Origin of the sequence: Streptomyces sp. BK208, assembly GCF_004364245.1 — a bacterium.
Taxonomy (GTDB): domain Bacteria; phylum Actinomycetota; class Actinomycetes; order Streptomycetales; family Streptomycetaceae; genus Streptomyces.
Map to the genome: position 1 here is coordinate 103,352 of NZ_SOAV01000013.1, position 14,564 is coordinate 117,915.

At 71.8% G+C, this 14,564-nt stretch carries 14 protein-coding genes; 8 read left to right on the forward strand and 6 right to left on the reverse strand.

Going from position 1 to position 14,564, the window contains the following annotated elements; all coding sequences use genetic code 11:
- Window positions 1–200 precede the first annotated feature (200 nt).
- Window positions 201–674 carry a diadenosine tetraphosphate hydrolase gene (locus EV562_RS28270; RefSeq protein ID WP_133889694.1) on the reverse strand — a complete coding sequence of 158 codons (474 nt, stop codon included), beginning with the start codon at window positions 672–674 and terminating at the stop codon, window positions 201–203.
- A 246-nt stretch (window positions 675–920) separates the two neighbouring features.
- Here EV562_RS28270 and EV562_RS28275 point away from each other — a divergent pair, with 246 nt between their 5' ends.
- Window positions 921–2,099: a Cmx/CmrA family chloramphenicol efflux MFS transporter gene (locus tag EV562_RS28275; protein WP_133889695.1), complete on the forward strand. Its 1,179-nt coding sequence runs from the start codon at window positions 921–923 to the stop codon at window positions 2,097–2,099.
- Window positions 2,100–2,156: 57 nt separating this feature from the next.
- Here the strand turns inward: EV562_RS28275 and EV562_RS28280 are convergent, their stop codons facing one another.
- Window positions 2,157–3,452, reverse strand: a complete 1,296-nt coding sequence (locus EV562_RS28280; RefSeq protein ID WP_347877080.1) for an MFS transporter — start codon at window positions 3,450–3,452, stop codon at window positions 2,157–2,159.
- 137 nt (window positions 3,453–3,589) lie between these two features.
- Here EV562_RS28280 and EV562_RS28285 point away from each other — a divergent pair, with 137 nt between their 5' ends.
- On the forward strand, window positions 3,590–4,147 hold the full coding sequence (locus EV562_RS28285; RefSeq protein WP_133889697.1) for a TetR family transcriptional regulator: 558 nt from the start codon (window positions 3,590–3,592) through the stop codon (window positions 4,145–4,147).
- A 98-nt stretch (window positions 4,148–4,245) separates the two neighbouring features.
- Here the strand turns inward: EV562_RS28285 and EV562_RS28290 are convergent, their stop codons facing one another.
- Together EV562_RS28290 and EV562_RS28295 are read right to left on the reverse strand one after the other, a co-directional pair.
- The gene (locus tag EV562_RS28290) at window positions 4,246–5,676 is read right to left on the reverse strand and encodes a sugar porter family MFS transporter (RefSeq protein ID WP_133889698.1); all 1,431 of its coding nucleotides are present in this window, start codon (window positions 5,674–5,676) and stop codon (window positions 4,246–4,248) included.
- Window positions 5,669–6,520: a phytanoyl-CoA dioxygenase family protein gene (locus tag EV562_RS28295; RefSeq protein ID WP_133889699.1), complete on the reverse strand. Its 852-nt coding sequence runs from the start codon at window positions 6,518–6,520 to the stop codon at window positions 5,669–5,671. The genes EV562_RS28290 and EV562_RS28295 overlap by 8 nt, the downstream gene beginning before the upstream one ends.
- A gap of 116 nt (window positions 6,521–6,636) precedes the next feature.
- Here EV562_RS28295 and EV562_RS28300 point away from each other — a divergent pair, with 116 nt between their 5' ends.
- From EV562_RS28300 to EV562_RS28325, 6 genes are all read left to right on the forward strand, one after another.
- Window positions 6,637–7,653 carry a LacI family DNA-binding transcriptional regulator gene (locus EV562_RS28300; protein WP_133889700.1) on the forward strand — a complete coding sequence of 339 codons (1,017 nt, stop codon included), beginning with the start codon at window positions 6,637–6,639 and terminating at the stop codon, window positions 7,651–7,653.
- A 449-nt stretch (window positions 7,654–8,102) separates the two neighbouring features.
- Window positions 8,103–9,518 carry a family 2B encapsulin nanocompartment shell protein gene (locus EV562_RS28305; protein WP_133889701.1) on the forward strand — a complete coding sequence of 472 codons (1,416 nt, stop codon included), beginning with the start codon at window positions 8,103–8,105 and terminating at the stop codon, window positions 9,516–9,518.
- Window positions 9,519–9,602: 84 nt separating this feature from the next.
- Window positions 9,603–10,967, forward strand: a complete 1,365-nt coding sequence (locus tag EV562_RS28310; RefSeq protein ID WP_133889702.1) for a family 2 encapsulin nanocompartment cargo protein terpene cyclase — start codon at window positions 9,603–9,605, stop codon at window positions 10,965–10,967.
- Between the two features lie 15 nt (window positions 10,968–10,982).
- A complete protein-coding gene (locus EV562_RS28315) occupies window positions 10,983–11,885 on the forward strand; it encodes a geranyl diphosphate 2-C-methyltransferase (protein WP_133889703.1) in 903 nt (300 codons plus the stop codon).
- A gap of 121 nt (window positions 11,886–12,006) precedes the next feature.
- On the forward strand, window positions 12,007–12,540 hold the full coding sequence (locus EV562_RS28320; protein ID WP_133889704.1) for a 2'-5' RNA ligase family protein: 534 nt from the start codon (window positions 12,007–12,009) through the stop codon (window positions 12,538–12,540).
- A gap of 106 nt (window positions 12,541–12,646) precedes the next feature.
- Window positions 12,647–13,252 carry a dihydrofolate reductase family protein gene (locus tag EV562_RS28325; RefSeq protein ID WP_133889705.1) on the forward strand — a complete coding sequence of 202 codons (606 nt, stop codon included), beginning with the start codon at window positions 12,647–12,649 and terminating at the stop codon, window positions 13,250–13,252.
- A gap of 80 nt (window positions 13,253–13,332) precedes the next feature.
- On the opposite strand, the gene EV562_RS35725 is transcribed toward EV562_RS28325, so the two are convergent.
- Window positions 13,333–13,803 carry a hypothetical protein gene (locus EV562_RS35725; protein WP_133889706.1) on the reverse strand — a complete coding sequence of 157 codons (471 nt, stop codon included), beginning with the start codon at window positions 13,801–13,803 and terminating at the stop codon, window positions 13,333–13,335.
- Between the two features lie 261 nt (window positions 13,804–14,064).
- Window positions 14,065–14,559, reverse strand: coding sequence for a DUF3237 domain-containing protein (locus EV562_RS28335; protein ID WP_133889707.1), 495 nt, complete (start codon window positions 14,557–14,559; stop codon window positions 14,065–14,067).
- Window positions 14,560–14,564 lie beyond the last annotated feature (5 nt).

The following is a 14,564-nucleotide window of genomic DNA, read 5'->3' on the forward strand; positions in this document are numbered from 1 at the left end:
CGGACAACGCCGCCGCGCCGGCTCCCGGGGGAGGTGTCCGGGCCCTCGGGGAGGTCGGACGTCCGGCAGGCTGCGCAGGGCCGAGACGGTGCCCAACCGCCGTTCGCGGCGGGCCTGGACCGACTCCGTCGGATCCGCCGCGGCTCCTTCCGGCCGGGCGGGCCGTCCGGAGGCCGTCATGCCGCCGGACCCGAGGCGGCTCACCGTCGCAGCCGGTCCAGTTCACCGCCGATCGCGTCCCGCAGTACGTCGTGTTGCGGACCGAGCCTGAACCGGCTGTCGCTCCACCGCTCGGGCGGGTGGAGCCACACGGGCTTGCCCACCACATCGGCGGGCTCCCACGCGAACCGCGGCCACACGTGCGCGTGCAGGAACGGATCGGTGTTCCCCAGGATCTCCAGGTTGACCCGGCGGAAGGCGGGGTCCAGCCGCCGACAGGCACGCTCGACCGCCTCACCGAGCTGGTCCATGTCCGACAGGAAGGACAGCCGCTTCGCCCTCGGCAGGTCCGACAGCCGCTGCACATCCGGTTCGTCCACGAGCAGGACCGAGTAGCCGGGCAGGAACTGGACGTCCCCGATCACCGCGAACCCTGCCGTCAACCGCCGCAGCACGGTGGGGTTCTCGCCCCGCAGCGCCGTCCCGATCCGATCCGCCCGCCAGTCACCGGCCATGGGCGGAACATACCGGCGTGCGCCGTCGGGCGTCGTTCGGGTAGCGTGCGGAGCATGTCGAGCCCCGAAGCATCCAGGGTGGGGGCTTTCGGTCACGCCGTCAGCCCCCTGCACCACTGACTCCGTAGCCCTGCCGTCCCGTCGCGCACCGCGGCCGGACGCCGGTGCCCGTGGGTGGCCCGTGGGTGCTGACCGCGGTGACGAGAACGCCTTCCTCGCTGTTTCTCATCGCCTCGGAGCCACTCGATGCCTCTTCCGCTGTACCTGCTCGCCCTGGCCGTCTTCGCCATGGGCACCTCCGAATTCATGCTCGCCGCCCTCCTGCCCGGCATCGCCCGCGACCTCCACGTGACGGTCGGGACGGCGGGCTCGCTCACCTCGGCCTTCGCACTCGGCATGGTCGTCGGCGCACCCCTGGTGGCCGGGCTCGCCCGCAACCGGCCCGCGCGGTCCGCTCTCCTCGGATTCGTCCTCGTCTTCGCCGCGGCGCACGCGCTGGGCGCCACCACCACGCACTTTCCCGTCCTGTTCGCCACCCGGATCGTCGCGGCGCTCGCCAACGCGGGCTTCGTCGCCGTGGCACTGACCACGGCCGCCCGGCTGGTGGCAGCGGACAGGAAGGGGCGCGCGCTGGCGGTGCTGCTGTCCGGAACGACGGCGGCCACGATCGCCGGGGTCCCGGCCGGGTCGGTGGTCGGCACCATGCTCGGCTGGCGAGCCACCTTCTGGGTCGTCGCGGCCCTCTGCCTGCCCGCGGCCATCGGCATCCTCAAAGGCGTCCCGGCAGACCCCGTCCCGGACGACGCGCCGCACCGGCCGGCCCTGCGAGCGGAACTCCGGCAGCTCAGGAGCCCGCGTCTGGGCCTCGTGATGCTGCTCGGCGCCCTGGTGAACGCGGCGACCTTCGCGAGTTTCACCTTCCTCGCCCCCGTCGTGACCGACACCGCAGGCCTGGGAGACCTCTGGATCCCGGTCGCCCTGGTGCTCTTCGGCCTCGGTTCCTTCGTCGGCATCACCGTCGCCGGAAGGGTGTCGGACACCCGCCCCGGTCTGGTCGTCACCTGCGGCGGTCCGCTGCTCCTCCTCGGCTGGCCGGCCCTGGCCGTGCTGTCCGACCGGCCGGCCGCTCTGTTCGCCCTCGTGTTCCTGCAGGGCGCGCTGTCGTTCGCGCTCGGCAGCACCCTGATCACGCGGGTCCTCTACGAGGCGGCGGGAGCACCCACCATGGGCGGTTCGTACGCGACCGCGGCCCTCAACACCGGCGCCGCGCTCGGACCGCTCGTCGCGGCGGCCTCCCTCGACACCTCCCTCGGAGATCTCGGGCCCCTGTGGGTCAGTGCCCTGCTCGTCGCGACCGCGCTGCTCGTCGCCTGTCCCTTCCGCAGCGTGCTCGCCGTCGGTCGCGGGACGAGGGTGCCCCGGTGACCCCGATGTGCCGGGCGCGGATCGCGGACGCCTGACCGACGGTTCAGCGGTGCAGGGTCATTCCTCGGTGCGCGTGCTGCGGACCGGTTGTTTCGCGGCCGCTTCCGCGGGGGCCCCGATGTCGCTTCGGGAGCGGTGCGACGTGTGGCGGCCGGCGGCAGGGGCGGCCAGGGTTGCCGTGGCGACGAACGCCAGCACCACGACCATCGCCGACCGCAGGCCGTAGTGGTCGCCCAGGAAGCCGAGGGTGGGCGGTCCCACCAGGAAGGCGAGGTAACCGATCGTCGCGACGAGACCGACGCGGGCGGTCTCGTCCGGCCCCGAGTCGCCCGCCGCCGACAGGGCCACCGGGAAGCCCAAGGACGCGCCCAGTCCCCAGAACAGCACGGCGGCCGCGGCCACGACGGTGTTGTCGGAGAAGATGACCAGGGCCAGGCCGAGGGCTCCGGAGATCGCACTGGCCCGTATCACCGTCGCCCGGCTGTGGCGACCGAGGAGGAACGTACCGCTGAAGCGCCCCAGGGTCATCGCGGCGGCGAACCCCACGTAGACGAGGGAGCCGACGGCGGCGTCGAGCCCGTGGCCGTCGACCATGAGCAGCGGCAGCCAGTCGTTGGCGGCGCCCTCGGCGAGAGCCATGGCCAGGACGATGACCCCGATCATCAGGAGCCTCCTGTCCCGCCACACCCGCGGCCTCGCACTCCGCGCGGTGTCCGAAGCGGGCGGTGCGCCGCGCATACCGGTCCCGGCGGGGACGGCGCCGATGGCGTACGCGAAGATCGCGGCCGCCACCACGGCCGTGGCCCACAGATGCCAGTGGGCGGGGAACGCCGCGGCGGTCGCGACCATGCCGGCCAGGCCCCCGACGACGGTGCCCAGACTGAAGCAGCCGTGGAGCGTGGGCAGTACCGCCGTGCCGGTGATCCGCTCCACGTGCGCACCGTCCACGTTGATCGCGACCTCGCCCGCCCCGACCCCGCCGCCGAACAGGCACAGCCCCGCCGTGACCAGGGGAGCGGAGGCGAGCGCGGTGCCCACGCCGACGACGACCACGCTCGTGATGACCATCAGGGTGGCCACTGCCGTCACCGGCCTGGTCCCCCACCGCGACACCAGGCGGCCCGAACACAGGATGCCGGCCATCGAGCCGACCGACAGGCCGAACAGCACCAGCCCCATCTGCCCTGTGGAAACGCCCAGTCGGTCACGGATGTCCGGGGTGCGGGTGACCCAGGAGGACATGACGACGCCGTTGAGGAAGAAGAACAGGAACAGTGCCCGACGGCGTCGGCTCACGGCGTGGTCGTCCAAGGAGGGGCTCCGCCGGTGTTGGGGACCATGGGGGACAGGCAGGCGACGTCTCCGCGCACCCACCGAGTATGCACAAATGTACACACCGGGCGGAAGGCCGAGAAGACGAGACCATGAAGACGAGACAGTGAAGACAAGACAGTGAAGACAAGACCGGGAAGGCAAGGCGGACAACGGCGATGACAGGCAGCACCCGCGGCCCCAACGACCCCCGGCGCCGCGAACGCATTCTCGACGCCGCGCTCGACGTCGTCGCCGAGCACGGCGCCATCAAGGTGACCTTTCGCAGGATCGCCGAGACGGCGGGTGTGCCGCTCGGTTCGCTCACCTACTACTTCGACGACATGCAGCACCTGCTCACCGAGGCGTTCACCCGGCACGCCGAGTCCGTCTCCACGCGCTACGGCGCCCTTCTGGAGGCGGCGAGGACCCGTCAGGAGGCCCAGGAGGCAGTCGTCGAGATCATCTGCGGCAAGGTGTGGGGGACCGACCGCAACCTGCTGCTCGGCTACGAGCTCTACGCCTTCGCCACCCGTCACCCCGAGGTGCGTACGGTCATGCGGTCCTGGATGCGAGCGAGCCGGGACTCGCTGGCCAGACACTTCGACCCGCTCACCGCACGCGCCCTCGACGCCCTGATCGAAGGGCTCTCCATCCACAACTCGGTCGACCAGCGGCCCACCGACCGCGCGGAGGTGGTCGCCATCGTCGAAGCCGTCGTCGACCGGCGCCGCTGAGTCCGCCCGCGGCCCGGCGGACGCGGTGGACACAGGGGATGCAGCCCCCTTCCGCGTGGAGGTGGCCGTTTCCGCCACACCCCTCCCGCACGCGGGCGTCAGGACCCGGCCGTCAGATTGCGCCGCAGCGAGCCGGGCGCGCGCAGGGCCTTCTCGATCTGCTCCAGCGACTTGTTGCGGGTCTCGGGCACCTTCAGGAGGACGAAGGCCACGCACAGGACGTTCATGGCCGCGTAGACGAAGAACGTCCCCGACCGGCCGATGGCGTTGACGGTGCTCAGCGCGGTGACCGCGATCAGCAGGTCGAACCCCCACACGGTGAGCGTGGCGAGACTCGTCGCCGGACCGCGCACGCTCAGGGGGAGGATCTCGGGAGCGATGAGCCACACGACCGACTGCATGCCGATGCCGTTGAAGAGGATGTAGGCGAACAGTGCCGCGATCACGGTCCAGCGCTGGGCGGGGGAGTCGTCCATCAGGAACGCCGCTCCCAGTACCGTCATGGCCAGCGCGGACAGCGGCACGAAGTACAGCATCGTCCGGCGCCGGCCGAGGGAGTCCACGGCGATCGCGCCCGTGACGCCCGCGACGACGAGCATCGCTCCGATACCGATTCCGGTCAGAAGCGCGACGGAGTCGCCGAATCCCGCGTCGGACAACATGGTCGGGGCGTAGTAGACGACGGCGTTGATACCGGTCAGCTGGGAGAAGGCGGCCACCCCCAGGGCGACGACCAGGGCGGGCCGGACCCACGGCCGGGTCAGGGCGCGGCGGTCGGCCGGGGGAGCGGAGGCGGAGACCTCGCGGATACTGGCGATCTCGGCCGTGACATCCGCGTCCTTCGGCCGCAGGCGCCGCAGAACCGACTCGGCCAGCTCCTCCCGGTCGTGCTCGACCAGCCACCGGGGGCTCTCCGGCAGCCTGAGCATCCCGGCCGCCAGTACGGCCGCCGGGACGACGGCGAGCCCGAACATGATCCGCCACCCGCCACTGCCCGCGAACAACCAGCCGCAGAGGTAGGCGAGCAACTGGCCGATGGCCACCATCAGTTGGAACAGCACCATGAGACGGCCGCGGATGGCCGCTGGTGCGACCTCCGCGATGTAGACCGGGACCATGTTGGACGCCCCGCCCACGGCCAGGCCGAGTACGAAGCGTGCCGCGATCAGGGTTCCGGTACCCGGCGCCAGAGCGGCTCCCAGGGCGCCGGCCGCGAAGACCGCCGCGACCCAGACGACCACCCGGCGGCGCCCGAAGCGTCCGGCGAGCCGGCCCGAGCACAGCGCGCCGGCCATCGCGCCGACCAGGATCACGCTCACCACCGTCTCCTGGCCCCGGGACGACAGTCCGAGGTCCTCGCGGAGGTAGAGGAGCGCACCGGAGATGATGCCCGTGTCGTAGCCGAAGAGCAGACCACCGAGGGCGGACACCGCCGCCACCGCGTAGACCTGGGCCGGCTGCCGGCCGGACGAGCCCGCGGCGGTGCCCTTGGTCTCGGCGACGGCCACCGCGGCGGCGCTCTCAGGCATCGCCCATGACCAGACCCTCGATGGTGTGCTTCTGCGTCACCGGCGTGAGCTCCTCCACGACCGGGCAGTCGAGGTGGCGACGGACCCGCTCGGGCAGTGCTTCCCAGAACGGGCGGGAGACGGCCGTGTCGTGCCGGTCCCCGTTCGTCGCCTCCGGCCCGTCGACGCCGAGGACCAGCACGGGCCGTGACTTCGCGGAGTCGTTGGTCGTGCCGCGGTGGATCGTCAGCGCCGTCCGGGCCGATATGTCGCCGCGCCGCGGGTACTTGCGTACCGCTCGCTCCGCATAACGGTCGTAGTGCGACCGGGGCGGGAACATGCCGTGCTCGAACTCCTCGTCGTCGTCCCACTGCGTGCCGGGGGCGATCTCGAAGGGACCCATGTCCTCCTCGGTGTCGACCGTGGTCACGTTGAAGGCGAGCGAGGTGAGGCGCCGGTCGCGACGGGTCTCCTCGGGCATGGGGAAGTCGCGGTGCCAGGGCTGGTTGACGGCGCCTTCGAGGGGGACGTCGAAACCGAGCTCGACGATCCGGTAGTCCGGGCCGAGCGCCGCGGTGCACAGGGAACGCACCCAGGGGTGGTCGACCAGCTCCACGAAACCCCTGATCTGCTCGGGATGGATCTCGACGTAGTACCGGTTCGGTCCACGGCCCACCGCGCCGCCGGGCCGGGACCTGGCCTCCGCGAACGCCTTGGCGACGTCCTCGCCGAGCCGGTCCGCCCACTGCGGGGTGAAGGCGCCCCTGCGCGCGGTGATGCCGTCCGCGTACAGGGCCGCCACGTCCGCCGTCACGTCGACGTCCAGGCCGGCGGCGTCGACACCGGGAAAAACAGACACGCTCATGGTGCGCCTCCTCGCGCTGTGCTGACTGCGACCATGTTGCGACGTTGAATGCGACGTTGCAATAGCTTCCCGGGAGATTCTGGTGACCGTTACCCGGGCATGCGAGGATGTCGGCTGTGAGCAGTCGCCTGAAGGACGTCGCCGCCCTCGCCGGGGTGTCGACCCGTACCGTTTCCAACGTCGTCAGCGGCTCGGGCTCGGTGGCCGAGGAGACACGGGCGCGGGTCCAGGCGGCCCTGGACGAGCTGGGCTACCGGCCGAACGTCGCCGCTCGCAACCTGCGCGCCGGACGCACCGGGCTGATCGGCCTGGCCATTCCCGAGCTCTACTCGCCGTACTTCGGCGAACTCGCGAGCCAGATCGTGCACGCCGCCCAGGAGCGCTCGTGGACGGTCGTGATCGACCAGACCTTCGGGGACCCCGACGCGGAGCGGCGGCTGCTCGACGGCACCGGCGGGCGCCTGGTCGACGGTCTCATCATCAGCCCGTGGGCGCTCGGGCCGGAGGAGCTGACCAACACGTCCCGTGACGTGCCCGTCGTCCTCCTCGGTGAACGGCAGCCGCACGGTCTCGCCGACCGCGTCGCCGTCGACAACGTCCTGGCTGCCGAGGAGGCGACGTCCCATCTGCTCGCCTCCGGCCGCAGGCGCATCGCCGCGATCGGTCCGCAGCCGCACCTGCGCAACGAGACGGCCCGGCAGCGGCTGGAGGGATACCGCAACGCCCTGCGAGGCGCCGGGCTGCAGCCGGACCGGGCCCTCGAGCAGGCCGTGACGACGCTGCACCGCAAGGACGGAGCGGAAGCGATGACCGCTCTGCTGGACGCGGGCACCCGCCCGGACGCCGTCTTCGCCTTCACCGACGAACTCGCCCTGGGCGCTCTGCACGTGGCGCACCAGCGAGGCGTGAGTGTGCCGCGTGAGCTGGCCGTCGTGGGCTTCGACGGCATCGAGGACGGGCAGTACGCCAACCCGCCGTTGACGACGGTCGTCCCGGACAAGCGGCAGATCGCCGAGCGGGCCCTCCAGTGCCTCGCCGACCGCATATACAGCCCGGCCTCGGCGGTGCCGCCCCTCGACATCGTGATCCCGCACCACCTCGAGGTGCGCGGGAGCAGCGCGCAGGCCGACTGACGCCCCGGACCGGGGAGTTCGGGGCCCGGTGCCGCTGCCGGGTCCGGAACCGCCCGGTCCGCCATCGCCCACGTCCGGCCTCCGGGGCGGCTCGCTCCTCGCCCGGCACGGCACGCGTACGCCGACGGGCCGCCGGCCGACCGCGGACCTCGGACCTCGGACCTCGGACCTCGGACCTCGGACCTCGGACCTCGGACCTCGGACCTCGGGGCGAGGATGGCGTGATGTCGTGCACGGGACCGATAAACCGCATCGGGGCGATTGTCACCGCTTCGAGGTAAGCCCGCCGTGACCCCGGCGGACACCGCCGTTCCAGCGGCTAGCTTTCTGAGCACGGACGGATCCCCGTGATCCGTCCGGCCCGATGCCCACGCCTCTCCGCCTCTCCGTCTCCCGTCGACGCACCCGCGTGCGCCGGTCGGTCCGTCGTGCAAGGAGAACGTCTCCCGATGTCCGTCGACAGCCTCCCGGAAGCTCAGACCCGCTCCGACGCGCCGCAGCAGTCCCTGAGCACCGCCGCCGCCCGCAACCTCGCCACCACCACCAAGTCCGCCCCGCAGATGCAGGAGATCACCTCCCGCTGGTTGCTGCGCATGCTGCCCTGGGTCGAGGCAGGGGGCGGCGCCTACCGGGTCAACCGGAGGCTGCGGCACACCCTCGGCGACGGGCGCATCGACTTCGTCCAGGACGGCGCCACGGTCCGGGTGATCCCCCGGGAGCTCACCGAACTGGCCGTTCTGCGCGGCTTCACGGACACGGACGTCCTCAGCACCCTCGCCGACCGCTGCGCGCAGCTCGACTTCACGGCGGGCGACGTCCTCGTCGAGCGCGGCAGTCCCGCGGACCGCATCCACCTCATCGCCCACGGCCGGGTGAGCCAGACCTCCGAGGGCAAGTACGGCGAGCGGGTATCCGTCGCGGTGCTCGCGGACGGCGGCCACTTCGGCGAGAGGGCCCTGACCGACCCCGACGCCCGCCACGACTGCACCTTCACCGCCGAGACCTCGGGCACTCTGCTCACCCTCTCCCGCGCCGACTTCACCGCGGTCCAGGCCTCGGCACCGCAGCTGCGGGCCCATGTCGAGGCCGTCGGCTCCCGTACACGGCAGCCGCAGACCAAGCACGGAGAGGCGGAGATCGCCGTCAAGGCCGGCCACGTCGGCGAGGCGGAACTGCCCGCCACCTTCGTGGACTACGAGCTGCGGCCGCGGGAGTACGAGCTCGCCGTCGCCCAGACCGTTCTGAGGATCCACACCCGGGTCGCGGACCTCTACAACGACCCGATGGACCAGAGTGCGGAGCAACTCAGGCTCGTCGTCGAGGCATTGCGGGAGCGGCAGGAACACGAGCTGATCAACAACCGGGAGTTCGGGCTGCTGCACAACGTCGACTTCAAGCAGCGCATCCAGCCCCGCAGCGGTCCGCCGACGCCGGACGACATGGACGAGCTGCTCTGCCGTCGGCGCGGCACCAAGATGTTCCTCGCGCACCCCAGGACCATCGCCGCCATCGGACGCGGCCTCAACGCCTGCGGTCTCTACCCCGACCACGTCGACCTCGGCGGACAGTCCGTCCCCGCCTGGCGCGGCGTCCCCATCCTGCCCTGCAACAAGATCCCGATCAGCGAGGAACAGACCAGTTCCATCATCGCGATGCGTACCGGTGAGAAGAGCCAGGGCGTCATCGGCCTGCGGCAGACGGGACTGCCGGACGAGTACGAACCGGGCCTGTCCGTCCGGTTCATGGGCATCAACGAGCAGGCGGTCACCTCCTACCTCGTCAGCACCTACTACTCCGCCGCGGTGCTCCTGCCCGACGCCCTCGGCGTGATGGAGAACGTCCAGATCGCCCCCGTGTCGCGCTGAGGGCCCCGAGCGGCCCCAGGGCCGCCCCTCGACGCCTCCCCTCCGCCACCCAGCGTTCCACCCCACTGCAGCAAGGAGCCGCCGATGCCCGACTCCCGGCCCCTCGGACCACGCCCCCCTGAACCGGGGCCGACGCCGCCCACCGCCGTGCCGGACCCACCCGCCCCGGCGACCCCGGGCGTCCCGGTCGCACCGACCGTGTCCGACTTCCTGGCGGCACTGCACCCGCCGGTCACGGTCACCGGCCCGGCACCGTCCCCGAAGCCCGCCGCCGCGGCGCCGCCCCCGACACCCGCCCCCTCCACGCCGGCCACGTCCGCCCCGGATGCGGCCGCCCCGAATGCGGCCGACACCGCTCTCCAGCGGGTTCTGCGCGGCCCGACCGGGCTGGGCACGACCGGACTCGCCCTGGCCGGCAGATACGAGCAGCACCCGGAGCCGGTGGTCCCGGCACAGGCCACACCCGCGGCCGGACGCGCCGTTCCCGGCCTCTACCACCACCCCGTCCCGGAGCCCGACCCCGCGCGCGTCGAGGAGGTGAGCCGCCGGATCAAGCGCTGGGCCGAGGATGAGGTCCGGCTCTATCCCGAGGAGTGGGAAGGACAGTTCGACGGCTTCTCCGTCGGCCGCTACATGGTCGGCTGCCACCCCGACGCCCCGTCCGTCGACCATCTGATGCTCGCCACCCGCCTGATGGTCGCGGAGAACGCGGTGGACGACTGCTACTGCGAGGACCACGGCGGGTCACCTGTCGGCCTCGGCGGTCGCCTCCTCCTCGCCCACACGGCGATCGACCACTTCCACACCACCGCGCAGTACACGCCGGCCTGGCGGGAGTCGCTCACCTCGGACGCCCCGCGCCGCGCCTACCGCAGCGCGATGGACTACTTCGTCCGCGCGGCGACCGACTCCCAGGCCGACCGCTACCGGCACGACATGGCCCGGCTGCACATGGGTTACCTCGCCGAGGCCGCCTGGGCCCAGACCGGGCACCTCCCGGAGGTGTGGGAGTACCTGGCGATGCGCCAGTTCAACAACTTCCGCCCCTGTCCCACGATCACCGACACCGTCGGCGGCTACGAACTGCCCGCCGACCTGCACGCCCGACCCGACATGCAACGGGTCATCGCCCTCGCCGGCAACGCGACCACGATCGTCAACGACCTCTACTCGTACACCAAGGAACTCGACAGCCCGGGCCGCCACCTGAACCTGCCGGTGGTGATCGCCGAGCGCGAGCAGCTCTGCGAACGCGACGCCTACCTCAAGGCCATCGAGGTCCACAACGAACTCCAGCGCGCCTTCGAGGCAGCCGCGGCCGAGCTCGCCGCGGCCTGCCCCCTGCCCACCGTGCTGCGCTTCCTCAAAGGCGTGGCCGCGTGGGTCGACGGCAACCACGACTGGCACCGCACCAACACCTACCGCTACAGCCTGCCCGACTTCTGGTAAGGAACGGACGTATCTGTGACCACTGAGACCACCACCACCTCATCCACCTCATCCACCTCCTCCACCGCCGTCGCGAAGATCCCGTCCCCGGCGACGCCGTACCAGCAGGACATCGCCCGCTACTGGAACAACGAGGCACGGCCGGTCAACCTCCGGCTCGGTGACGTGGACGGGCTCTACCACCACCATTACGGCATCGGGGCCGTGGACCGTGCCGCGCTCGGCGACCCGGCACACAGCGAGTACGAGAAGAAGGTCATCGCGGAACTGCACCGTCTGGAGTCGGCACAGGCGGAGTTCCTCATGGACCACCTCGGCACGGTCGGCCCCGGCGACACCCTCGTCGACGCCGGCTGCGGACGCGGCGGCTCCATGGTCATGGCCCACCGCCGCTTCGGCTGCCGGGTCGAGGGGGTCACGCTGTCCGCCACCCAGGCGGAGTTCGGCAACAGCCGCGCGCGTGACCTGCGCATCGACGAGCATGTGCGCTCCCGTGTGTGCAACATGCTCGACACCCCCTTCGACAAGGGCAGCATCACGGCCTCGTGGAACAACGAGTCGACCATGTACGTCGACCTCCACGACCTGTTCGCCGAGCACTCCCGCTTCCTGAAGGCCGGCGGCCGGTACGTGACGATCACCGGCTGCTGGAATCCCCGCTACGGCCAGCCGTCGAAGTGGGTCTCCCAGATCAACGCCCACTTCGAGTGCAACATCCACTCACGCCGCGAGTACCTGCGCGCCATGGCCGACAACCGGCTCGTGCCGCACACCATCGTCGACCTCACCGCGGACACACTGCCCTACTGGGAGCTGCGCGCCACGTCCTCGCTGGTCACCGGCATCGAGAAGGCGTTCATCGAGTCCTACCGCGACGGCTCCTTCCAGTACGTCCTGATCGCGGCCGACCGGGTGTGAGCCCGACTCGCGGGACCGGAGCCCTTCCGGCGGCTCCGGTCCCGCGAGCCGCGCCGACGCGGGACGGACCCACTCGGCCGAGGTCGCGGACGTGTCCGCCGACCGGAGGTAGGCTGCGGCGGTGCGTACGGTCGAGCTCCTGTTGGACGAGACGGCGGAGTCGGCGGTCCTGGAGGCATGGCGGCGGCTCGCCGACGCGGGACTGCCCAGTCAGGCCCGGCACCGCTCGCCGACCAACCGCCCCCACCTGACCCTGGCCGCCTGCCCGGAGCTGACCGCCCCGATCCGGTGGGAGCTGGCCGAGGTGGCCGCCTCCCTGCCCCTGCCGGCACGCTTCACCGGCGTGGTGCGCTTCGAGCGACCCACCTCGGTGCTGGCCTGGGCGCTGGACCGCGACGCCGCGCTGGCCGCTCTGCACCGCCGGGTGTGGGAGGCGGTGGCCTCGGACAGCCCGGCCCAGACCCTCAGTCCCTTCCACGAGCCCGGTCGCTGGAGCCCGCACATCACCCTCGGCCGGACCCGCCGGGCCGGGGCGTTCGCCGACCGAAAAGTCCCCGAGCTGCTGCCGTCCCCGCCCCTCGCGGCCGCTCTGGTCACCCTGCGCAGCTACGACACCGAGGCCGGCACCGTGGAAGTGCTGCGGCCCCGCCCCTGAGCGGCCCGCCGGGCAGCCGGCAGCTCGGTGACGCCCTTTCCCGGAAGCTTCCCGCGATGAGTTTCCGGTGGCCTCGCGGTCTACCCGTCGAGGAAGGGAGCGCACCATGCGCAAGGTCATTGTTTGCACGTTCCTGACGCTCGACGGCGTCATGCAGGCGCCGGGCGGCCCGGACGAGGACGCGGAGAGCGGTTTCGAGCACGGCGGCTGGCAGAAGCCGGTGGACGACGACGAGGTGGGCGCCGCCATCGCCGGGTGGTACGAGGGCTCCGACGCGATGCTGCTCGGCCGCAAGACCTACGACATCTTCGCGTCGTACTGGCCGACCGCCGATCCGGGCAACCCGTTCACCGACCGGATGAACAGCATGCGCAAGTACGTGGCGTCCCGGACCCTGACGTCCGTCGACTGGCAGAACTCCACGCTGCTGGCGGGCGACACCGCCGATGCCGTACGCGAACTGAAGGCGACCGACGGCGGCGACATCAACGTCGTCGGCAGCGGCGACCTCGCCCAGACGCTCATGCGGCACGACCTCGTCGACGAGTACCGGCTGACCGTCCACCCGGTGATCATCGGCACCGGCAAGCGGCTGTTCGCCGACGGGGCGATCCCGACCGCGCTGGAGCCGGTGAGCGTGACGACGACGAAGGGCGGCACCGTCGTCGGCGTCTACCGCCCGAACGGCAGGCCCACCTACGACAGCTACTAGGTCTTCCGGCCGGTCGGCTCCAGCAGGCCGTCGGGCCCCGTCGGACGAGCCCGCGGAGCACGAGGGGCGAAGGTCTCCGGTCAGGACCGGGGGAGGGTGGCGGTGGCCTTGGTCCCGGCCTCGACCTGGGTGATGCGCCGGGCGAACATGGCCGCTCCCTGGGTGAGCATCGGCTCGGCCTCACCGCCCTCCACGAAGGTGGTGGCGACCACCGTGCCGATCCGCATGGTGAGGTACACGCCCCGCAGACCGCCTGCCGACTTGGAGTAGGCGAGGCTCTCGTTGCCGACGGCGGGCTTGGGCGACACAGGGTGCCGGCCGGCCTCCCGCTTCAGTCCGTCCCTGGCGTCCTGCCGGGTGGTGTAGGTCGTCAGGTGAAAGCCGACGCAGTACGTGTCGTCGCCTCCCAGGGCGTACTTGGCGCGCCCGAACCACTTCCCCCTGCACTCCCGCACGCTGGGACAGCCGAGACGGCCGTCCGCAGCAGTGACGGAAGCGCCGACGCCCTGCAGGCCGCCCATGGCGCCGGGATCCGGAAGAGCGTTCTCCACCTGCTCCTTCCGGCTCAGCACGGTGGCCGGGTCCGCCTGCCGGTGCACCGGGCCGCCAGAGGATCGCTCATGCCCGCCACCGCCCCCGGACGTCTCGGCACCGTTGCCTCCGCACGCCGTCAAAGCGGCGCACAACACCCCGGCCAGCGCTGCGGCCCTCACGCGACGCCGTACCGAACGACTTGCTCCCACCATGCTCCACCCCGTAAGTGATCGACAAAGCACACAGAGACCGGTCTGCCCACGTCCCGCCGGCGCGCCCTACACAAGCTGGGAGACCCGGTACCCGATCCCGCCCTCGACTAGATAACCCGTGCTCACGCAGACCACGTCGTTGAGCCACCCGTAGCGTCCGGAGCCCGTCTCGAAGAGCGGGTTCGTGCGGAAGTAGTAGCGCGCGGGGTCGACGAGGTGGCGCCGCTCGGGGTCCGCCACCGCCGCCCGCACCTCCGGCGGGGTGACCCACCGTCCGCTGTACGTCATGTGCAGGAGGTCGCCGTCGTGGGTGCGCAGGGGCAGCCGGACGTCGAGCGCGAGCCCGCCGTCCGGCCGGAACAGGCCCCAGTCACCACCCACGGGCAGTACGTCGCCCCGGATCCGTGGGCCCTCGAACGTGCCGCCCGCCGAGCCGAAGAACATCCGCCGGCCCAGTGGTCCCGGCCCGATGTCCAGCCGCGGGTCCAGGTCGACGACCATGTCGAAGAGGCGGACGGTACGGGGCTGGGCGACGTCCTTCACGCGCGGGTCGAGTGCCATGGCCG